This window comes from Tenacibaculum aestuarii, assembly GCF_964510395.1.
Taxonomy (GTDB): Bacteria; Bacteroidota; Bacteroidia; order Flavobacteriales; family Flavobacteriaceae; genus Polaribacter; species Polaribacter aestuarii.
In genome coordinates this window covers 54,488-75,350 of sequence record NZ_CAZEFY010000001.1, presented here as the reverse complement: position 1 = coordinate 75,350, position 20,863 = coordinate 54,488, and the positions used below count along the sequence as shown (strand labels likewise).

At 33.6% G+C, this 20,863-nt stretch carries 18 protein-coding genes and 1 tRNA gene; 8 read left to right on the top strand and 11 right to left on the bottom strand.

Features of this window, described 5'->3' with window-relative positions:
* Nucleotides 1–142 precede the first annotated feature (142 nt).
* The 8 genes from ACKTSU_RS00365 to ACKTSU_RS00330 form a co-directional block, all read right to left on the bottom strand.
* The gene (locus tag ACKTSU_RS00365; protein WP_408034386.1) at nucleotides 143–1,834 is read right to left on the bottom strand and encodes a glutamine--tRNA ligase/YqeY domain fusion protein; all 1,692 of its coding nucleotides are present in this window, start codon (nucleotides 1,832–1,834) and stop codon (nucleotides 143–145) included.
* Between the two features lie 204 nt (nucleotides 1,835–2,038).
* Nucleotides 2,039–3,892: a M1 family metallopeptidase gene (locus tag ACKTSU_RS00360; protein WP_408034384.1), complete on the bottom strand. Its 1,854-nt coding sequence runs from the start codon at nucleotides 3,890–3,892 to the stop codon at nucleotides 2,039–2,041.
* A 1-nt stretch (nucleotide 3,893) separates the two neighbouring features.
* Nucleotides 3,894–4,298 carry a hypothetical protein gene (locus tag ACKTSU_RS00355; RefSeq protein ID WP_408034382.1) on the bottom strand — a complete coding sequence of 135 codons (405 nt, stop codon included), beginning with the start codon at nucleotides 4,296–4,298 and terminating at the stop codon, nucleotides 3,894–3,896.
* A 69-nt stretch (nucleotides 4,299–4,367) separates the two neighbouring features.
* On the bottom strand, nucleotides 4,368–6,008 hold the full coding sequence (locus ACKTSU_RS00350) for a S8 family peptidase (protein ID WP_408034380.1): 1,641 nt from the start codon (nucleotides 6,006–6,008) through the stop codon (nucleotides 4,368–4,370).
* Nucleotides 6,009–6,018: 10 nt separating this feature from the next.
* Nucleotides 6,019–6,864, bottom strand: a complete 846-nt coding sequence (locus ACKTSU_RS00345) for an MBL fold metallo-hydrolase (protein WP_408034378.1) — start codon at nucleotides 6,862–6,864, stop codon at nucleotides 6,019–6,021.
* A 78-nt stretch (nucleotides 6,865–6,942) separates the two neighbouring features.
* Nucleotides 6,943–7,013, bottom strand: a tRNA-Cys gene (locus ACKTSU_RS00340).
* 56 nt (nucleotides 7,014–7,069) lie between these two features.
* On the bottom strand, nucleotides 7,070–7,432 hold the full coding sequence (gene folB / locus ACKTSU_RS00335) for a dihydroneopterin aldolase (protein ID WP_408034376.1): 363 nt from the start codon (nucleotides 7,430–7,432) through the stop codon (nucleotides 7,070–7,072).
* Between the two features lie 102 nt (nucleotides 7,433–7,534).
* Nucleotides 7,535–10,363: a VPS10 domain-containing protein gene (locus tag ACKTSU_RS00330; RefSeq protein WP_408034374.1), complete on the bottom strand. Its 2,829-nt coding sequence runs from the start codon at nucleotides 10,361–10,363 to the stop codon at nucleotides 7,535–7,537.
* 140 nt (nucleotides 10,364–10,503) lie between these two features.
* Between ACKTSU_RS00330 and ACKTSU_RS00325 the strand changes: the two genes are divergently transcribed.
* The 8 genes from ACKTSU_RS00325 to ACKTSU_RS00290 all read left to right on the top strand — a co-directional run bounded on the left by ACKTSU_RS00325 (nucleotide 10,504) and on the right by ACKTSU_RS00290 (nucleotide 18,492).
* Nucleotides 10,504–11,391 carry a RimK family alpha-L-glutamate ligase gene (locus tag ACKTSU_RS00325; protein ID WP_408034372.1) on the top strand — a complete coding sequence of 296 codons (888 nt, stop codon included), beginning with the start codon at nucleotides 10,504–10,506 and terminating at the stop codon, nucleotides 11,389–11,391.
* Complete coding sequence (locus ACKTSU_RS00320) at nucleotides 11,372–12,337, top strand: succinylglutamate desuccinylase/aspartoacylase family protein (protein WP_408034370.1); 966 nt, start codon at nucleotides 11,372–11,374, stop codon at nucleotides 12,335–12,337. Before ACKTSU_RS00325 ends, ACKTSU_RS00320 begins: the two co-directional genes overlap by 20 nt.
* A gap of 76 nt (nucleotides 12,338–12,413) precedes the next feature.
* Nucleotides 12,414–12,668, top strand: coding sequence for a hypothetical protein (locus tag ACKTSU_RS00315; RefSeq protein WP_408034368.1), 255 nt, complete (start codon nucleotides 12,414–12,416; stop codon nucleotides 12,666–12,668).
* Between the two features lie 133 nt (nucleotides 12,669–12,801).
* Entirely contained in the window at nucleotides 12,802–14,115 is a 1,314-nt protein-coding gene (locus tag ACKTSU_RS00310) for a DEAD/DEAH box helicase (RefSeq protein ID WP_408035317.1), read from the top strand.
* Nucleotides 14,116–14,225: 110 nt separating this feature from the next.
* Complete coding sequence (locus ACKTSU_RS00305; protein ID WP_408034366.1) at nucleotides 14,226–15,005, top strand: DUF4382 domain-containing protein; 780 nt, start codon at nucleotides 14,226–14,228, stop codon at nucleotides 15,003–15,005.
* 193 nt (nucleotides 15,006–15,198) lie between these two features.
* Complete coding sequence (locus tag ACKTSU_RS00300; RefSeq protein ID WP_408034364.1) at nucleotides 15,199–15,783, top strand: Crp/Fnr family transcriptional regulator; 585 nt, start codon at nucleotides 15,199–15,201, stop codon at nucleotides 15,781–15,783.
* A gap of 72 nt (nucleotides 15,784–15,855) precedes the next feature.
* Nucleotides 15,856–17,148 (top strand): aminopeptidase P family protein, encoded by a 1,293-nt coding sequence (locus ACKTSU_RS00295; protein WP_408034362.1) that lies wholly within the window; start codon nucleotides 15,856–15,858, stop codon nucleotides 17,146–17,148.
* Nucleotides 17,149–17,436: 288 nt separating this feature from the next.
* A complete protein-coding gene (locus ACKTSU_RS00290; RefSeq protein ID WP_408034360.1) occupies nucleotides 17,437–18,492 on the top strand; it encodes a class I SAM-dependent methyltransferase in 1,056 nt (351 codons plus the stop codon).
* 44 nt (nucleotides 18,493–18,536) lie between these two features.
* Here the strand turns inward: ACKTSU_RS00290 and ACKTSU_RS00285 are convergent, their stop codons facing one another.
* The 3 genes from ACKTSU_RS00285 to ACKTSU_RS00275 form a co-directional block, all read right to left on the bottom strand.
* Nucleotides 18,537–18,899: a cupredoxin domain-containing protein gene (locus tag ACKTSU_RS00285; protein ID WP_408034358.1), complete on the bottom strand. Its 363-nt coding sequence runs from the start codon at nucleotides 18,897–18,899 to the stop codon at nucleotides 18,537–18,539.
* A gap of 106 nt (nucleotides 18,900–19,005) precedes the next feature.
* The gene (locus ACKTSU_RS00280; RefSeq protein ID WP_408034357.1) at nucleotides 19,006–19,563 is read right to left on the bottom strand and encodes a carboxymuconolactone decarboxylase family protein; all 558 of its coding nucleotides are present in this window, start codon (nucleotides 19,561–19,563) and stop codon (nucleotides 19,006–19,008) included.
* A 391-nt stretch (nucleotides 19,564–19,954) separates the two neighbouring features.
* Nucleotides 19,955–20,800: a helix-turn-helix domain-containing protein gene (locus ACKTSU_RS00275; RefSeq protein WP_408034356.1), complete on the bottom strand. Its 846-nt coding sequence runs from the start codon at nucleotides 20,798–20,800 to the stop codon at nucleotides 19,955–19,957.
* Nucleotides 20,801–20,863: the final 63 nt, after the last annotated feature.

Here is a 20,863-nt window from a genome sequence, read left to right as displayed (position 1 = left end):
TGTTTTATAACGAAATGTTTTTGTGAATTACTATTTGATCAATTGACAATTGTATTAAACAAAAATTGAAAAAAATGGTAAAAACATTCTTATTAAGTTTTTATAAATAAAAAAATCATAAAGATTATTTATATCTGCTTTACTAGTTGTTTTTCTTCGCCCAAGTATCGCGTAAACCTACTGTTTTGTTGAACACTAAAGCTTCTGAAGTTGAATCGTCATCAACATTAAAATACCCTAAACGTTGAAATTGGAAACGATCTCCAATATTTGCTGTTTGTAAACTAGGCTCAACATAAGCAGTAATTTTCTCCAACGAATTTGGATTTAAAAACTCCATGAAATCTTTGTCTTTATGACTATCTGGAGCCTCATCTAAAAACAAACGATCGTACGCTCTTACCTCTGCTTTTACCGCATGTTTTTCCGACACCCAATGAATCGTTCCTTTTACCTTACGCTTACTTTCTTCTGTACCACTTCCTGATTTACTCAACGGATCGTACGTACAGTGAATTTCAGTAATATTCCCATTTTCGTCTTTAACACAACTCTCTCCTTTAATGATATACGCATTCTTTAAACGAACTTCTTTACCAATAGTTAGACGGAAGTATTTCTTATTTGCCTCTTCTTTAAAATCGTCTCTTTCAATATATAATTCTCTTGAAAAAGGCACTTCTCTTGACCCTGAGTTTTCATCTTCAGGATTATTTTCAGCGATTAAAACTTCCTCTTCTCCTTCTGGGTAATTAGTAATTACCAACTTCACAGGATCTAACACCGCCATTACTCGGTTTGCTGTTTTGTTTAAATCTTCACGAATTTTAAACTCTAACAACGCTACATCAATCACGTTTTCTCTTTTTGAAACTCCTACAGTTTCTACAAAACTACGGATAGATGCTGGTGTATATCCTCTACGACGTAACCCTGAAATGGTTGGCATACGTGGATCGTCCCATCCAGAAACAACACCTTCTTCTACCAATTTCATCAACTTACGCTTACTCATTACGGTGTAACTTAAGTTTAAACGAGAAAACTCACGTTGTTTTGGCGGTAAAGGGTATTCTGATTTACTGTACTCATACACATTGTCTTTAAACCAATCGTACAATTCACGGTGAGGTTTAAACTCTAACGAACATAATGAGTGTGAGATTTGTTCTATATAATCACTTTCACCATGTGTCCAGTCATACATCGGATAAATTACCCAATCGTTTCCTGTACGGTGGTGTGCTTTTTTTAAGATACGATACATGATAGGATCACGCATTAGCATGTTTGGTGAAGTCATGTCAATTTTTGCACGTAACACATGAGCTCCTTCATCAAACTCACCATTTTTCATACGTGTAAACAAATCTAAATTTTCTTCTACACTTCTATCACGATAAGGTCCAGCTACTCCAGGTTGTGTTGGCGTTCCTTTTTGTTCGGCCATCGCTTCTGAAGATTGACTATCTACATAAGCTTTTCCATCTTTAATTAATTGAACAGCCCAATCGTAAAGCTGCTGGAAATAATCAGAAGAATAACATTCGTTTTCCCATTGATACCCTAACCAAGCTACATCGCGCTTAATAGCATCTACATATTCTTGCTCTTCTTTTGCTGGGTTGGTATCGTCAAAACGAAGATTTACAGGAGCGTTGTACTTTTCCCCTAAACCAAAACTAATACCAATGGCTTTCGTGTGTCCAATGTGTAAATATCCGTTTGGTTCTGGTGGAAAACGAAAACGTAAATTTTCTTTTGGCATTCCGTTAGCCAAATCTTCTTCAATAATTTGCTCTAAAAAATTCAATGATTTCTTTTCTTCTGACATTCTGAATTGTTAATTGTCTTTGTTCAATCTTCTATAATTTCTTTCATTAATTCCTCTTAAAAGGATTCATTTGTGAAATTAAGCCACAAAATTACATAGAATCTGTGAGATATTTACACAAAGAAAACTAAGGATTAAACTTTTACAACAAAAAAACGGAAACCTGAATAGGTTTCCGTTTATAAGCTTTTATATAACTTGGTTTTATTTACCGTATGAATTGTTTGCTTGATTTACATCTGCCATTAATTTAGACGGATCAATTTCAACTGATTTTACCTCTTTTTTTGCGGTAAACGTGTAGGTTGGATGTGCAAAAGTCCAATCGGCAATAAAAGTTGCATTCGTTGGTTTTTCTCCACGCATCATACGTAACGGAATATTAAATGATTCTTTTGAACCATCAGTATACGTTACTTCAACATCAATAGGCATAGGCATTTGACCAATACGCTCTAAGGTAATTTCTTTACCGTTTACTGATTTAATTCCGTAATCAATAGTATGTGTTGTTTGCGTCCATTCATTTAAGTACCAATCTAACTGAATACCTGAAACTTTTTCTGCTGTACGCTTAATATCATTTGGTGTTGGGTGTTTAAACGCAAAATCTTCAAAATACTTTTTTAAGGTTTTTGCTACGTTTTCTTCTCCTATAATATATTCTAATTGTGATAAGAAAATATTTCCTTTAGAATAACTCGCAACTCCATATGCAGTGTTTGTGTGATATCTATCAGCATGTGTTGTTAAAGGCTCTTCAATATTATTACCCACCACATAATTATATCCTCTGTAAGAACCAGCATGTGGATTTTCCTTTCCTTCATCTAAAATTTCATTTTCAGCTTTGTTTGAAATATAAGTGGTAAATCCTTCATCCATCCAAGGGTGTTTACTTTCATTAGTTGCTAACAAGAACTGGAACCAAGTATGAGCTAACTCATGTGCTGTTACACCGAATAAACTTCCCCATTTACGTTGCCCTGTAATTAGCGTACACATTGCGTATTCCATACCTCCATCTCCTCCTTGAATAACCGAATATTGTTTGTATGGATATTGTCCAATATGTTTACTGAAATACTCCATTAACTCAGCTGTTTTTGGTTGTAATTTCTTCCAGTTTGCTAAATATTCAGCATCTAATGTTTTTTTGTATAAGAAGTGTAAATCAATACCATTCTTCATTTTATATGTATCATGAATAAACTCTGGATCTGCTCCCCATGTAAAATCATGCACATCTCGTGCTCTAAATTTCCATGTTAATTTATCTCCTGAAGGAAGGTTTAACAGTTGCTTTTTGTCTTCATAACCATGACCTACCTCTTGTGGATTTTGTACATATCCTGTTCCTCCAACTACATAGTTCTTGTCGATATGTAATGTTACATCAAAATTACCCCAAACTCCATGAAATTCTCTTCCTAAGTACGGAGGTGTGTGCCATCCTTCAAAATCATACTCAGCCATTTTAGGATACCATTGTGTCATAGACAAAGCAACTCCTTCTGCACTATTACGCCCTGAACGACGGATTTGTTTTGGTACTTGTGCATCAAAAATCATATCAAATGTTACACTTTGTCCTGGTTGAATTGGCTCGTTTAATGTAACCTCTAAAATAGTTCCAACAGTTTCGTGTTTTACCGCTGTTCCGTTTTGTTGTAAAGAGTTTACTTTGATATATCCTATTTCTGAAGGTGATAATTTACTAATTCTATCACCTACTCTTTTATCTGGATCTTGAATGTTTCTTGAGCGAACATCCATTTGAGAGTTTGGTTGAAAAGCATTAAAGTATAAGTGATAAAATACTTTATCTAACACATCTGGTGAATTATTTGTGTACACCAGTTTTTGGATTCCTTTATATTGATAGGTTTTTACATCCATATCAATATCCATTGTATAATCTACATGCTGTTGCCAATAACCGTTATTGGTTGTTTGCTTATTTTCATGTGTTTTTGCCACACTAGTATCGGTGCCGTTTTTCATTGTAGCACATGAAACCATTGGTAACAATAAAAGGCTAAAAATTATTTTCTTCATATTAAACTGGTTTAATTCCCATTGAGGTTAGTGTTCTTTTCAAACTCTTTAATTCTTCTTCATTTTTTAATATTGGAAAACTACGTCTTTTTCCATTTTGTAGCTTTAAAAAAATACGCTCTCTTCCGTAAGATATTTTTGTTTCTAGTCCTGCTATTTCTTTTAGTGAATATTTAGACTTCCATGATCTTTTTACAAGGTAATACAATATCACAGCTACCGAAACTAAAGCTAATAAAAACATAAAGCTAAACAATAATTCATTATTTTGATAACTCATTAAGTATAGCTGAACTCCCATATTAACTCCGTTAACAAACATTAAAATTATAACTAACCAAGAATGCTTAGGAATTTCGTCTTTTATGGTTAATTCTTCTGTTTTTTTATTGAACTCTAATTGCATAGCATTTTCATTATAACAAAAAAAGAGCATCAAAAAATAATGCTCTTTTTTAGCTAATTTATATTAGTCTTATTTTCTTCCGTTAACCATTCTATCAGCCATTCTAACTGCATTGTATGCGTTTACAACACGTCCTGAAACCGATAATTCTGAGAAAGGAACTTTTACTGGCTCGTTGCCATATCTAGCTCCTGTACCTGGTTTTACAACATCAAAATCAATCTTAGTTCCTGAGTTCATTAAGATATGCTTTACTTGACTTGCTGTTAATTTAGGATAGTAAGAACGCACTAATGCTGCAACCCCTGCTGCTGCTGGAGATGCCATAGAAGTTCCGTTGAATTTCTTGTACTCATTATCTGGAGTAGTTGAATATATTTGCACTCCTGGAGCAAATACATCTACATTCTTTTTACCGTAGTTAGAGAATGTTGCTGGTAATTCTTCATTATAATTAGCACTCATTGCACCAATTGTTAAGAAGTTATCTGCAACTTCATTTAATAAATCTGGCGCATCGTTAGGAAATGTTTTTTCAACATCGATGTTTTTACCATCATTTCCTGCTGCATTTACAATTAATACATCTTTAGAAGCTGCATACTTAATTGCATCGTAAACCCATTCTTTGTTTGGTGAAAAAGCTTTACCAAAACTTGTGTTGATTACTTTTGCTCCGTTATCAACTGCATAACGAATACCTAAAGCAACATCTTTATCATACTCATCTCCGTCAGAAACTGAACGAACTGCCATAATTTTTACATTATTAGCAACACCATCCATACCTTTACCGTTGCTACGAGTTGCACCAACAATTCCTGATACGTGAGAACCGTGAGCTTCTCCTTTTTCAGAGTGTCCTGTATTTCCGTTTCCATATCCTGGCTTATCGTTAATGTCGTAAGCGTTGTCTCCTACTACTGTACGGTAATCTGTTTTTAAGTTTTCTCCGTCAATTGTTTTTTGAGCATTTTTAATACCTTTTTCAAAGTATTCTTTTGCCTCAGTTAACGAATCAAAGTATCCTAACATTCTAGTTGCAAATTCTTTTGCCTTACCTAACATTGGATCATTTGTATTGATAGCTGCAACTTCTTCTTTTGTGTAAGAAGGTTTTCCGAAATATTTTTCTAATGCTTTATCAGACTCTACTGCTCCAATTTTTAAGTTTCCGTAACGGCTAACTGTTTTCTTAGCTTCTTCTACTTTTTCATCTTGAAAAGCTTTTACTTCTGCTAAGGTTTCAGCATCTGCAACTTCTGGTTTCATTAAAATACGCTCGTACTCTAAGTGCTCTTTGTATGAATCTCCTAAGAAGTTCCATCCATTGATATCATCAACATAACCGTTTTTATCGTTGTCAATTCCGTCTCCTGCAACTTCTTTTGTGTTTACCCAAGCTACGTCAACTAAATCTTCATGTTTTAAATCGGTACCCGAATCAACTACACCAACAATAACCTCAACATGTTTCTTTCCTTTTAAGAATTCATACGCTTTGTTAACGCTCATTCCAGGAATTGTATCAGTTGCTAAATCTAAATGTTGCCAGTTTTCTTGTTCGTAATCAGTTAACTCCGCTTTTTTTGCTGGAATATTAACTACTGTATTGCTTCCTGCTGGTACAGGGATTTTGCTTACTGTGTTACAACTAGCTAAGGTAGCTACTGCAATTGCCGAGTAAAATACGGGCTTTAAAACTCTCATAATCTCTATCTTAATTAAAAATATCTGTAAATTTAAATGTGTCTTTTAAGCGAACTCCTTTTTCAGTATGCTTAACGGTTATTACCTCATTGTAAGCATCGTGCTCTAAAAACAGGTAAAACTCTTTATCGGCAGCTTCTTTTAAGAAAGCTTCTTTTTCTTTTAAGGTAAGTAACGGACGCGTATCATAACCCATTACATACGGTAACGGAACATGACCTGCTGTTGGTAACAAGTCTGCCATGAATACTAAGGTTTTTCCTTGATATTCTATTTTTGGTAACATTTGTTTTTCTGTATGTCCATCTTTGAATAAGACATCGAAACCAACATAATCCCTTGCATTTAAATGCAAAAAATTTAATTGTCCACTTTCTTCAATAGGTAAAATGTTTTCTTTTAAGAAGGATGCTTTTTCACGTGCATTCGGGTGAACAGCCCAGTCCCAGTGACGTTGGTTACTCCAAAAACGTGCGTTTTTAAAGGCTGGTTCGTATCCTGTTCTGTCTTTATTCCATTGAATTGCTCCTCCGCAGTGATCAAAATGTAAGTGTGTTAAAAACACATCGGTAATATCATCTCTATGGAAACCATATTTTGCTAAAGAAGAGTCTAATGAAAAGTCTCCGTACAAGTAGTAATAACCAAAAAATTTATCGGACTGTTTGTTTCCAATTCCTGTATCGATTAAGGTTAATCGATCACCATCTTCAATCAACATACAACGCATGCCCATTGAGATCATATTGTTTTCATCGGCTGGATTTGTCTTCTGCCAAATCGATTTTGGAACCACGCCAAACATAGCGCCTCCGTCTAATTTAAAGTTACCTGTTTCTATCGGATAAATTCGCATAACGACAAAGATGCAGAATTTTAGCGAATTATTTTGTTAATAAAAACAAAAAAGCACATCTAAACGATGTGCTTTTCGAGGTGTCGAGCGGATTCGAACCGCTGTAGATGGTGTTGCAGACCACTGCCTAGCCACTCGGCCACGACACCTTAATATTGATAAGGACTGCAAATTTACAGCTTTTATCTTTTTTTGCAAGCTTTTTTTACTTTTTACGCACATCTGATAAAACAATGGCTACCTCAGCAACATTACCTCCAATGGGTGGATTAATTTTTGCTACGCTAACCTCCGCTTCATCAACTAATTGTATCTCTCTAAAAATTCTTTCTAAAATTCGTCTAGCAACATGTTCTAGCAATTTAGAACGTATTGCCATCTCTTCTTTTACAATTTGATTCAAGTGTACATAATCTACCGTATCAACCAACTCATCAGTTTGCGCTGATTTTTGTAAATCGGCTTTTACCTCTACATCTACTCGATATTCTGAACCGATTCTTGCTTCTTCATCTAAACATCCATGATTGGTAAATAATCGGATGTCGTTTACACGTATAATTCCCATGCCGCAAAAATAGTAATGTTTCTTTATTAAGTTGTTTAAATTTTATTTCAAAAAAAAGAGAAAAACAACAATCTTGTTTTTCTCTTTTATAAATTATTCTTTTTAAAGAATTTCAAATGTTTGACTTAATTCACCTATAGTCACTTTATATTTTCCTTTAGGCAAATAATAGTTACCATTCTTTGCTTCTTTAATTTCAGCATCTTTGTGCTTTTTTAAGTATTTCTTTCTTCCTTTTTCTGAAAAAGAAACATCATACACAGCTTCGTTAAATCCTTTTGAAGCTTTCGCTGTTATCGTATTTACCAAAACATCATCTGAAGAATACACTTCTAACACAACTTCTTTATCAGAATTTACATAAAATGGAATGCTAACACCAGGCGTATAAGGCTCTAACCACTTACTCCAAGAACTTCCCCAAGAATTTCTTTTTTTAATATTCTTGATACTAAAAATAGCTTCTTTATTATCAAACTCTTGTAACGATGTGACATTTGCTTTGTATAAGCTACGTCCGTGAGTACCTACTAATAAATGTTTTGCTTTTGGCTGAATCACTAAATCATGCATTGCAACATTCGGCAATCCGTTGCTAAACGCTTCCCAAGTTTCTCCTTGATTGAAAGAAACATACAACCCGTTATCAGTTCCTAGGTATAAAATATTCTCTTTTTCTGGATCTTCCTTAATCACATTTACCGCAGAAGTTGGAATGTTACCGCTAATATTTTTCCATGTTTTTCCGTAATCATCAGACATGTATACATAAGGTGTAAAATCATCAAAACGATATCCGTTTAACGTAACATATACACGTTCTTTCTTGTACTTTGAAGCTATTACACGACTTACCCATAAATCTTGCGGAAAAGAGTTTGAAATTTTCTCCCAACTTCCTCCTCCGTTTTTAGTCACTTGTACCAATCCATCATCAGAACCTACATAAATTAACCCGAATTGAAATGGGCTTTCAGAAATTGTAGTTAAGGTTCCATAAGCTACATTTCCTTCTTTTTCTCCTTTGGTTAAATCTCCAGAAATTTCTTCCCAATCACTCCCTTGATTTAAAGAACGGTGTAATTTATTTCCTCCTAAATACAGGATATCTTGATTGTGTTTTGACAACAAAATAGGTGTTTGCCAATTGAATCGATATGCTGGCTTATCTTTTTTAGGTTTCGGTTGAATATAAGTTTGTTTTCCTGTAGCTCTATCAATTCTATAATAGTTTCCAAACTGATACCCCGTGTACACAATATTCGGATTTCTGTCATCAACCGCAACCTGCATACCATCACCTCCCATTAAACTTTCATAGGGATTCTTTCCTGTTTGATGCCAGCTTTTGTCAATTTTTGCATTATGGTTTCCTACCCAAACTCCGTTGTCTTGTAATCCTCCATATACCTTGTACACTTCTTGATTATCGGCATATACGGTATAAAACTGTCCAACTGCAGGTTGATTTAATTTAATCCAGCTTTCACCATCATCGTATGAAATATTTAATCCACCATCGTTTCCATCAATTAGGTGCCCTTGTTTTTTAGGATTTACCCATAATGCTTGATGATCGGCATGTACATTTTCTTTGCTAATAGAAGTAAATGTTTTTCCTCCATCTTTCGATTTTAAAATTGGAACTCCTAATACATAAATTCCATTTTCATCTTGCGGATCTACACGAACTTCACCAAAATAATATCCATACGAATAGTACAAATCATCTAAATACCCTTCGTGTGTTTTCTTCCACGTTTTTCCTCCATTAGTTGTTTTAAAAACCTCTGCTCCTATCACTGGAGTATCAAACAAAGCTGCATTCGCATCTTTCAAGTAACCAACCAAATCACTTGGTCGCATTTCTCCTGGACTAGAGCGAATGATTTGCTTAATATTTTCTGCACGATACTTCTCTTGAAGACCATTCATTTTGATATATGAATTCAGCTTTTTGTCTTTCATATTCAACAGTTCATCCGCAGAAATTGTCGCAAGCTCCTCTTTTGTCAAAGCTCCTGAACCTTTAGCTTGTTTAGTAGAATCTTTTTTTCTTCGGAATTGACTATCGTGAAAAGCATACACGGTATTTTCATCATATACCGCTAAACCAATCCTTCCTACTCCATCTCCATTAGGGAAACCATTGTTATCCGAAATTTTAGTCCACGTATTTCCAGCATCAGTCGATTTATAAATTGCAGAATTTTTTCCGTCTCCATCAAAATTCCATGCTTTACGCTCACGTTCCCAAGCAGCAGCATATAAAATATTGAAGTTGTTTGGCACAGGCTGAATATCTATAATCCCTGTATTTTCATCAATAAACAAGGTTTTTGTCCATGTTTTACCTCCATCAGAAGTCTTAAAAATTCCTCTTTCATTGTTTGATGAGTATAAATGACCTATAGAACCAACGATTACCTCATCTGGGTTTTTCGGATTGATTAAAATACGACCTATATGATGTGAATCGAGTAACCCAACGTTTGCCCAAGTTTTACCTTTATCGGTAGATTTTAAAATTCCGATTCCCGCATACGATGATCGAGAAGAATTATTTTCTCCTGTACCAACCCAAATTGTTCCATTTTTCCAATCTACAGCAATATCACCCACATTTTGTGTAGGCGAGTTGTCTAGAATTGGAGTAAAAGTAGTTCCGTTGTTATTCGTATGCCATACTCCTCCTGAAGCATATCCTACATAAAATTCTGTTGGATCGTTTGGATTTACATCAATATCAACCACTCGACCACTCATTACTGTAGGTCCGATGCTTTTAAATGAAATATTTTTTACCGTGGAATTTTTTGTTAACGCTTCTTTTTGCTGTAAAGCATCTTGTATTTTTTCTGCTGAAGTAGGTTGTTGAGCAACTACTGTAAATGGCAACAAAGCAATACAAACTTTTGCTAAGGTTTTCATGATTATTTGGTTTAGTAGCTTGTGAAAATACTGTATGTTAAAACTATTTCAAAAAAATTAACAGAAATTTGGGGTATTTCCTTCAAGTAATACACCCGCAAAAAATTATTAGATTTGTGTTAACTCAATTACATAAAGCTATGACCATTTTTATTCTTTCTGTTAGCGAACATATTTATTCAACACAAAGAATATATAAAGAAGCACTTCGCAGAGGTCATAAAGTTGAAATTATAAATCATTTAAAATGTTCTATCAAACTAGGTAAAGACAAACCTGCAATTATTTATCAAGGTAAAGACATTATTGATGTTCCTGATATTATTATTCCTCGAATAGGTTTTTCTGCAATGAGGCATGGAGCTGCTGTTGTAAAAGAGTTTGAACTAAACGGAGTGTACAGCACAGCTAGTTCATCTGGTATTTTAAAAGCACAAAACAAAATAGAGACCTTACAAATAGCTAGCAGAAATGGATTGCCAATACCACAAACTGTTTTTTCTGTAGATCCTGAAAATGTAGCAGAACAAATAGATTTGTTAGGAGAAGCTCCTATCATAATTAAATTACAAGAAGGCACACACGGATCGGGAGTTATTTTAGCAGAAAGTAAAAAATCTGCCATTTCTATTATTGACACTTTATACAGCTCTAATACTGGTATTTTATTACAAGAATTTATTAAAGAAAGTAATAGTGAAGATATTCGTGCTTTTGTGGTAGACGGCAAGGTAATTTCTTCAATGAAACGTAAAGGATTAGACCATGATTTTCGTTCAAACATTCATAAAGGAGGAAGTGGATGTAAAGTTACTTTAACCCCAGAAGAAGAAGAAATAGCCATTAAAGCTACTCAACTCTTAAACCTTGCTGTTGCTGGAGTGGATATGATACGTTCAAAACGAGGAGCCTTGTTAATTGAAGTTAACTCTACTCCTGGCTTGCAAGGAATTGAAACGTACACCAAAGACAATATCGCTAAAACTATTATTAAATTTTTAGAAGAAAATGTTCGACCAAAACTTTAAAAACGAAACCATAGAAATAAGAGGGCAAAAAATAGGATTGGGTGAATCTAAACTCATTAGAATCCCAATTGATCGATTACCTACAGGAACCCTCATAGAAATCCCTGTCTATATTTTTAACGGAGATGAAGTAGGTCCAACTATTTTATTACAGGGTGGTTTACATGGAGACGAGGTTAATAGCGTAGAATTGGTACGAAGAATGTTAATTGACAAATCGTATAAAATTCATCGTGGTTGTGTTATTGTGGTTCCTTTGTTAAATGTTTTTGGTTTCTTAAACATGTCTCGTGACATGCATGGTAAAGATGTAAACCGAAGCTTTCCTGGATCTAAAACAGGATCTTTAGCCAGTAGAATGGCATATTACCTGATAAAAGAAATAACTAACAATGTAGATTTCGCTATTGATTATCATACGGGTGGTGAACAACGCAACAACTTTCCACAAATACGATATACACCTCAAGATGAAATAGGCCATACACTAGCCAGTATTTTTAATGCTCCATTTATGTTCGGTTCTAGCCTTATTCCGAAGTCCTTTAGAAATCAATGTTATAAAAACAATATTCCTGTAATTGTTTATGAAGGAGGAGAATCGTTGCGTTTAGAAGAAAAAGCCATTCAACAAGGAATTAATGGAACACTTCGTATTCTAAAACACTTTAAAATGATACACGAAAGAGTTCAAGTTCCTGAAAATCCTTCCTCTATTCACATCAACAAACGCAGTTGGATTCGCGCAAAAGTTGCTGGTTTGTTTAATCCGACCGTTCATAACGGTGCTAAAGTTAAAAAAGGGGAAATTTTAGGGCATATTATGGATACTTATGGGGAAACAAACTTTACCGTAAAATCTCCGGCAAATGGCTATATCATTGCTAAAAACAACTTTCCGATTATTAATATGGGAGATCCTTTATTTCATTTAGGAAACACCTAACAAACTGATTTTATTTGTTTTATAATTTATTTTTTACGTTCTTTAATTCAAATTAACTAATCAAAAATTATAAATTATGGAATTTCTTATTAGCTTATTAAGCGGTGCTGTAGGTGGTAATCTTGCAGGAGCTGTGTTAAAAAAGTATTCTTTAGGTACCCTTTGGAACTCTGTTGTAGGAATTTTAGGTGGTGGCCTAGGAGCTCAATTGTTAGGAATGCTAAACATTGATATTTCTGGTATTATCGGAAACATTGCTGGAAGTGGTGTTGGTGGAGCTGTTTTACTAGTTATTGTTGGTGTTATTAAAAGTGCCATGGCTAAAAGTTAAACACACATTAAAACTAAAGAAAAGACGCCCTGAATAAGGCGTCTTTTTTTATTTATAGGCGAAGCCCAATAAATAGCAGTACCTTTGTAAGCTCATAGTGGTGTCTTATTTAGATCCTACTGAAGAATTATATATGACATTTACATCGTTAGGTTTATCAAAAGCTTTAGTGAAAGCTGTAACCGAAAAAGGGTACGAAACCCCCTCTCCCATTCAAGAAAAAGCAATTCCAGTTATTTTAGAAGGCAAAGACGTATTAGCTTCTGCACAAACCGGAACAGGGAAAACTGCAGGGTTTACCTTGCCTATTTTACAAAATATATCAGAAAAAAAGAATCCAAAATATCGTCCAATCAAAGCATTGGTACTAACACCTACAAGAGAATTAGCCGCTCAGGTTTATGATAATGTGCGCGAATACAGCACCCATTTAAATATTAAATCTACCGCTATTTTTGGCGGAGTAAAACCAAGTACTCAAATAGCAACACTTAAAAACGGAATTGATGTTTTGGTGGCTACTCCTGGTAGATTAATAGATTTACACGAGCAAAATCAACTTTCTTTAAAACGTGTAGACGTTTTGGTTTTAGATGAAGCCGACAGAATGCTTGACATGGGTTTTTTACGAGATATTAAAAAAATTATCTCTTTTTTACCTCAAAAACGTCAAAACTTGTTGTTTTCGGCAACTTTTTCAAAAGAAATAAAAAAATTAGCAGAAGGTATTTTACACAATCCTGTGTTGGTTGAAGCGGCTCCTGAAAATACAACTGCTGAAAAAGTAAATCAAAAACTATATAAAGTTCCAAAAAGTAAAAAAACGGAGCTAGTTGGGCAGTTGATTTCAAAAGGAAACTGGAGTCAAGTATTAATTTTTACTCGAACTAAACATGGTGCTAATAGGTTAACCGAAAAACTAGTTAAACGAGGTATTTCTGCCGCAGCTATACACGGTAACAAAAGTCAAGGTGCAAGAACCAAAGCCTTAAAAGGCTTTAAAGACAATTCTATTCGAGTATTAGTAGCTACTGATATTGCTGCACGTGGATTGGATATTCCATTATTACCACACGTTATTAATTTTGAACTTCCTAATGTTCCTGAAGATTATGTACATAGAATTGGTAGAACAGGAAGAGCAGGCGCTAGTGGAGAAGCAATTTCTTTAGTGTCTCAAGAAGAGGAAACTTACTTAAAAAGTATTGAAAAATTATTAGGACAAAAAATTATTATTTCTGAATTAGAAGGTTTTGATTTATCTACCATAAAAAGCGAAGTAACTACAGAACGTACAAAACCAAAACATACTGAAAAAAAGACTTCTAAGAAACCTTTAAAATCTAAAAAAAAGAAGCCTACAGCTACTTCTGGAGACCCTAAAAAACACACCCCTAGAAAACGAAACAACCGTAATAGAAGAAATAGTAATAAAGCTTCTCAATAACAAAATTACCTCATTAGTTATCAGCATCCTTAGAACTTTAATCATTTAGTAAAGCAATATTTTGGTATAAATCTTGTTATATATCTGTGTATTACAAAACCAATATAATTATGAAAAAACATGTTTTTTTATTAGTTGCTTTAGCAACTTTTTTTACCGCTTTTATTAGCTGTTCTAACGATGATCCAAAAACATCTCAAGTAGAGGTTCGCTTAGTTGATGCTCCTGGAGATTATGATGCAGTAAACATTGACGTACAAGACGTGATGATTAATGTAAACGATGGAGAAAACGGATGGAAGAGCTTAGGAAACGTAACCCCACAAGTATATAACTTATTAGAGTTAACCGGAGGTATTGATGCTTTATTAGTTGATACAGAAATTCCTGCTGGAAAAATTAGCCAAATTCGTTTGGTTTTAGGTGAAAACAATTCGATTGTAGTAGATGGACAAACACATCCTTTAGCAACCCCTAGTGCTCAACAATCAGGATTAAAATTAAACGTACACCAAGATTTAGTTGGCGGTGTAAAGTATACTTTTATCTTAGACTTTATGGTTGATAAATCAATCGTAGTTGAAGGTAATGGAGCTTATAGTTTAAAACCAACCATTAGAGTAATTACTGAAGCTGCTTCAGGGGCTATTTCTGGAATGGTAAATCCTTTTGACTATCAAGTAGAAGTTAGCGCTGTTTCTGGAGAAGAAGAAGCTATTACAACCTATACTAATGAAGAAGGTAAATTTATGTTACACGGAGTTCCAGCTGGTACTTACAGCGTAACCTTTACTCCAGATGAAGCTTCTGGTTTAGCGCCAAAAACTGTTGAAGGAGTTAATTCTGTTCTAGGTGAAAACACCGATATGGGAACTGTTGAGTTAGAATAATTCTTATAAACATAAACTCTCAAAAAGAGGCTATTTCAAAACGTCATTTTCGCGTGTAGAGAAATTTTAACTATTACAAGTTAAGGGATATTTTTTGTAATAGAATTCTCAAATTCATTCAAAATGACATGGTATTAAATGTTTTGAAATAGCTTCTTTTTTTATATTTTTAAGCTAAAATTTATTTCCATAAATGGATGCTTCTAAAAAAGCTATTACACAGCGTATACAAAACATCATAAATGATGAAACCTTAAATAATTTAATCCCTGAAATTATTGACTGTTTTAAAGAGTTTCCTTTATCTAAAAATGAGTTTTTAGTAAAAAAAGGAGAAGCTTGTCGTTATTTCTGCTTTGTAGAAAGTGGTATTTTACAATACGCCGTTACCGCTTCTGGACAGGAAAAAACCACCTATTTAGCTTTAAGAAATGGATTTGCTTCTTCTTTAAAGAGCTTTTTACAACAAACTCCTTCTCCCAAAAACATAAAAGCATTAAGCGCCTGTAAACTTTGGGTATTAAAGATTAATGACTTTAAATACCTAATAAAAAACAACAAAGCTTTTCATCAATTTTATTACAACTTTATAGAGAATCAAATTTTTTTAATTGACGATTATCGTATTGATTTACTAACACTAACACCAGAAGAGCGTTACAATAAATTACTCGTAAACGAACCTAAGCTTCTTCAAGAAGTTCCGCTACACTATTTAGCTTCCTTTTTAGGAATTTCTACCCGACACATGAGTAGGATTCGAAAAAACATAAATTAGCGCCAAATGGCTAATATTTGCACAGTTTCTTTCCGTATTTTTGAAGGACTTTATCAATTTAATTGAATCATTATGAAATACGACGCAATAAACAGTCAATTATTTATAAAAAATCGTAAAAACTTTATGGCGCAAATGAAGCCAAATAGTTTAGCTGTTTTTAACTCAAACGATATATATCCTGTAAGTGCAGATAGTACTTTACCTTTTGAACAACACCGCGATATTTTCTTTTTAAGTGGTGTAGATCAAGAAGAAAGTGTGTTGGTTTTATTTCCAGATTGCCCAAAAGAAAACTTACGTGAAGTATTATTTTTACGTGAAACCAATGAACACATTGCTGTTTGGGAAGGTGAAAAACTAACCAAAGAAAAAGCGTTAGAAACTAGCGGAATTAAAAATGTACACTGGTTACAAGATTTAGAAAAAGTATTGGCTGAAATGATGGCGTTAGCAGATACAGTTTACATCAACACAAACGAGCATTACCGTGCTACTGTTGAAACTGAAACGCGTGAGGCTCGTTTTACTAAATGGTTATTAAATAAATATCCTGCACACTCTGTAGCAAAGAGCAACCCTATTTTACAACGTTTACGTTCACTAAAAGATCAAATCGAAATCGATTTAATTCAAACTGCTTGTGATATTACTGAAAAAGGATTCAGACGTGTGTTAGATTTCGTAAAACCTGGTGTTTGGGAATATGAAGTAGAAGCTGAATTTATTCATGAGTTCATCAGAAATCGTTCTAAGAAATTTGCTTACACGCCAATTATTGCGTCTGGTAACAACGCAAACGTATTACACTATATTGAAAACAACCAACAATGTAAAGCAGGTGATTTATTATTGATGGATGTAGGAGCTGAATATGCAAATTATTCTTCGGATATGACTCGTACCATTCCTGTTTCTGGTCGTTTTACTGACAGACAAAAAGCAGTATACAATGCTGTAAACCGTGTAAAAAATTATGCTACAAAAATGTTAGTTCCAGGAACTCTTTGGGCTGATTATCATGTAGAAGTTGGTAAATTAATGACTTCGGAATTATTAGGTTTAGGCTTATTAGACAAAGCAGATGTACAAAATGAAGATCCTAATTGGCCAGCTTACAAAAAATACTTTATGCACGGAACTTCTCACCACATGGGATTAGACACGCATGACTACGGATTATTACACCAACCAATGGAAGCTAATATGGTATTTACTGTAGAACCTGGTATTTATATTCCTGAAGAAGGTTTTGGTATTCGTTTAGAAGATGATGTAGTAATTCAAGAAACTGGAGAGCCTTTTAACTTAATGCGCAACATACCTATTGAAGCAGACGAAATAGAAGATATTATGAATAAATAGTATCATTTCCCATACTTTTTAAACGCCATTACATTTTCTGTTAGAAAATGTAATGGCGTTCTTATTTTTATAGTTCTTTAAAAAGGAGTAAACAAAAGCTTATCGTAAAAAACAGTAAAAAATACCTGCCAATTAGCAGGTATTTCCTTTGTTATCTATCTATTTTATTTTTAAATTCGGCTCGCTCCTCATGTTACTAATGAGTTTGCAAGCTTTCTACTTTATCTTGTGCATAATTAACGAGTTGTTTCTCATTAGTTTTTCTACTAACAACTAAACTATTTAATTATGGAACTAAACGAAACAAAACTACACGACTTATTAGGAAAAGTGGTTACCGAAATGGGGGCTGCTGCTAATGGACCTCTTGTTACCATTGGTGACAAACTAGGATTGTACAAATCTCTTTCAGAATCTGATGCTTTATCTTCTAGTGAATTGGCAGATAAAACAAATACTTCAGAAAGATATGTAAGAGAATGGTTAGCTGCACAAGCTGCTTCAGGATACGTAGAATACGATGCTACTAATAATAATTTTTATATGACTCCTGAGCAAACTGCTGTTTTCGGTAATAATAAAAGTCCTGTTTTTATGACAGGAGGTTTTTATGCAGTTTCTTCAGTATACCATGACGAGCCAAAAGTTGAAGAGGCTTTTAAAACTGGAAAAGGAATTTCTTGGGGAGACCATAACACCTGTTTATTTTGTGGTACTGAAAAGTTTTTCAGTCCATCTTATGAAGGAAACTTGATTGATAATTGGTTACCAGCATTAGATGGTGTTGTTGAAAAATTAGAAAAAGGAGCTAAAGTTGCTGATATTGGTTGTGGTCATGCAGCTTCAACAATTATAATGGCTAAAGCATTTCCAAACTCAACCTTTATAGGTTTCGATTTTCATGAAGAATCTATTAACCAAGCAAGAAAAAGAGCTGAAGACGCCAATGTTAATAATATAACTTTTCAGGTTGCTACAGCTAAAGATTTTCCAGGAAATGATTATGATCTTATTTGCTTTTTCGATTGTTTACATGATATGGGCGACCCTGTTGGAGCTTGTAAACACGTGAAAGACGCTCTAAAACCAGATGGAACTTGTATGATTGTAGAACCTTATGCTAATGATTCATTAGAAGAAAACCTCAATCCTATCGGAAGAGCTTTTTACGCATTTTCTACCACCATATGTACTCCTTGTTCTTTAAACCAAGAAGTTGGACTTGCTTTAGGAGCTCAAGCAGGGTCAAAAAAGATAGAAACGGTTGCTAAAGAAGGTGGCTTTTCTAAATTCAAGGTTGCAACCCATAATCCATTCAACCTAATTTTTGAAGCAAAACCATAAATAATACAAATTAAAAAGCCCTTAAAATAAGGGCTTTTTTTAATCTATTCTACTTTCAATGTGTATTGCGGTGTCGGATTTAACGGACAAAAATATACATACTCTCCTTTTGCTAAAGTTACTTTTTGAGAACTTGACTTGCTATTATTCTTTACTAAAGAGGTTACGTATGCTTCTTTAATATGGTGTTTTTCATCTGTTTTCCCTTTTGGCGCTAATACAAACCCAACATCATGACCTACATTTTTATTTGAAATTTCAAAAACATAAGTCCCTGCTGGAAGTGTTAATGATTTTTGAGTAAACGCCCCTTTGGTTTGCTCTAATGTTACTGTTTTTACTTTTTGTGCATTGGCTTGAAAAACAACACCAACTAGTAATACTAAGATTATAATAATTCGTTTCATTTTAATTGTTTTTTATATAGTTATTATTGTTTAAAACAAGTAGTTCTGTAATCATTCCCCATTAACAATATGACACATTATTTACGACTACAAAAGCTACTTGTTTTTAAGCATTTTGTGTAAATTTTCCTGCTTCTACCTTTGGAAAATCAACTTCTGTTTCTGCAATATGGTTTACATAATTGGTTAACGTATTGGAAACAACATTTAATAAAATTTCTAAAATATCTTCATCGGTATACCCTACAGCTTTAACCTCTGCAATTTCTTCTAAACTTAAGTTTCCTCTATTTCTTGTGATACTTTGAGCAAACTGCAACCCTACTTTAGTTTTAACGTCTGATGCTTCTGCTTGTCTATTTTTCTCTATTTCATCTTCTGACAAACCATTCATTTTACCAATAGCTGTATGGGCAGACAAACAATAATCACAAGTGTTTTCTTCAGCTATTGCCAATGCTAATTGTTCTCTGAATTTATTAGAAAAATTACCTGTTACAGCAATATCTCCTAAACTCAAATAGCTTTGTAAAAGTGCTGGTGAATTTCCCATTACTTTAATTAGGTTTGGAATAAATCCTACTTTTTTCTGAACGGCTTCAAATAATTCTTTTGATTTTCCTGTTGTGGTTTCTGGGTTTAATGTTTTAATTCTTGTACTCATAATTTTACTATTTTAAAATTGTCTTTTTAGTTTGTTTTTCGCAGTTACATAATTCTCTTTCTGGAAACTGCTCATCATATTCTTGATATCCCCAACAATTAGGGCATTGATTAATTTCTACTTTCATAATTCATTGGTTTTGAATTCTGATACAAAGATGCGACGGGAGGTAACCTCAAAAAATGGACAAAAGTTCTTAAAACTTGTACATCTGTTTTTTCTAACAATTTTCTTACAAAAAAGCTTCATTTTCTTCACGGTTTCATAAAGTGCAGATAACACTACCGTGTATTAATAATGGTAATTTTAAATCGTCAAAAAAGGTTGTTTGTATTAGTGTAACAAACGTATTAGTTGTGTAGTTGACCACGCGTTGCGTGGTTTTTTCTTTTTATAAACTATAGTTTTTCTTAAACTCTTTAGGAGAAGAGCCTGTTGCCTTAGTAAAAAAGCGAGAAAAGTAAGCAGGATCATTAAACCCTAACTCGAAAGCAATATGTTTAATAGCTTTATTTGTATACAATAATAATCGCTTTGCTTCGGTAATAATCCTATTCTTTATAAAATCACTTGGTGTTTGAGTTCCTATATTTTTAAAATGCTTGGTTAATGATTTAGGCGAAAGTCCTAATCTATTCGCATAATCAGTAACACTATGTAGTTTTGTAAAATTTAGTTCCACCAGTAAACTAAATTCTTTAAAAAGTTTCGTTTCTGTATTTTCCTTTACAACATCTTTTTCCTCTTTCATACGTACAGAATACACAATAAACTGTTTTAAAAGTGATTGTAGCATATCATGCTGTGCTGTTTCTTCTAACTCAAACTCTTCAATTAAACTTAAAAGGATAAAATTTAGTTTTTCAGCTTCATTTTCTGATGGAAAAACAAAAGGAGTTTCATATACGTTATTAAATAATACACCATTACATGCCACCTCTGTATCATGTGCTTGAAGGCAATAAAAATCTCTCGTAAAACTCAACTGATATATTTCTTTCATTTTTTCAGAAACTACAGAAAAAACTTGACCTGGAGATAAGAAAAACAACGTATTCCCTTTAAACGAATAACTTTTAAAATCAATGTTATACGTCCCGCTTCCTTCTTTAATCCAAAAAATCTTAAACTGTTCTATTTGTTGTGGTGAGTTTACCACACAAGATTTTTGAAACTGAACTGTTTGTAGAGAAAAAATATTTTTATAAGAGTAACTTTGAATATTCTGTATAGCCATTATACTTACACATATTTAATCGTTGGTCGAAAAAATATGGAGAGCTAACAAAACCAGCGTATC

Bases quoted from the DNA above. Each gene is read 5' to 3' on its own strand.
- ACKTSU_RS00365 (WP_408034386.1), bottom strand. From the start codon at position 1,834: ATGTCAGAAGAAAAGAAATCATTGAATTTTTTAGAGCAAATTATTGAA.
- ACKTSU_RS00360 (WP_408034384.1), bottom strand. From the start codon at position 3,892: ATGAAGAAAATAATTTTTAGCCTTTTATTGTTACCAATGGTTTCATGT.
- ACKTSU_RS00355 (WP_408034382.1), bottom strand. From the start codon at position 4,298: ATGCAATTAGAGTTCAATAAAAAAACAGAAGAATTAACCATAAAAGAC.
- ACKTSU_RS00350 (WP_408034380.1), bottom strand. From the start codon at position 6,008: ATGAGAGTTTTAAAGCCCGTATTTTACTCGGCAATTGCAGTAGCTACC.
- ACKTSU_RS00345 (WP_408034378.1), bottom strand. From the start codon at position 6,864: ATGCGAATTTATCCGATAGAAACAGGTAACTTTAAATTAGACGGAGGC.
- folB (WP_408034376.1), bottom strand. From the start codon at position 7,432: ATGGGAATTATACGTGTAAACGACATCCGATTATTTACCAATCATGGA.
- ACKTSU_RS00330 (WP_408034374.1), bottom strand. From the start codon at position 10,363: ATGAAAACCTTAGCAAAAGTTTGTATTGCTTTGTTGCCATTTACAGTA.
- ACKTSU_RS00325 (WP_408034372.1), top strand. From the start codon at position 10,504: ATGACCATTTTTATTCTTTCTGTTAGCGAACATATTTATTCAACACAA.
- ACKTSU_RS00320 (WP_408034370.1), top strand. From the start codon at position 11,372: ATGTTCGACCAAAACTTTAAAAACGAAACCATAGAAATAAGAGGGCAA.
- ACKTSU_RS00315 (WP_408034368.1), top strand. From the start codon at position 12,414: ATGGAATTTCTTATTAGCTTATTAAGCGGTGCTGTAGGTGGTAATCTT.
- ACKTSU_RS00310 (WP_408035317.1), top strand. From the start codon at position 12,802: ATGACATTTACATCGTTAGGTTTATCAAAAGCTTTAGTGAAAGCTGTA.
- ACKTSU_RS00305 (WP_408034366.1), top strand. From the start codon at position 14,226: ATGAAAAAACATGTTTTTTTATTAGTTGCTTTAGCAACTTTTTTTACC.
- ACKTSU_RS00300 (WP_408034364.1), top strand. From the start codon at position 15,199: ATGGATGCTTCTAAAAAAGCTATTACACAGCGTATACAAAACATCATA.
- ACKTSU_RS00295 (WP_408034362.1), top strand. From the start codon at position 15,856: ATGAAATACGACGCAATAAACAGTCAATTATTTATAAAAAATCGTAAA.
- ACKTSU_RS00290 (WP_408034360.1), top strand. From the start codon at position 17,437: ATGGAACTAAACGAAACAAAACTACACGACTTATTAGGAAAAGTGGTT.
- ACKTSU_RS00285 (WP_408034358.1), bottom strand. From the start codon at position 18,899: ATGAAACGAATTATTATAATCTTAGTATTACTAGTTGGTGTTGTTTTT.
- ACKTSU_RS00280 (WP_408034357.1), bottom strand. From the start codon at position 19,563: ATGAGTACAAGAATTAAAACATTAAACCCAGAAACCACAACAGGAAAA.
- ACKTSU_RS00275 (WP_408034356.1), bottom strand. From the start codon at position 20,800: ATGGCTATACAGAATATTCAAAGTTACTCTTATAAAAATATTTTTTCT.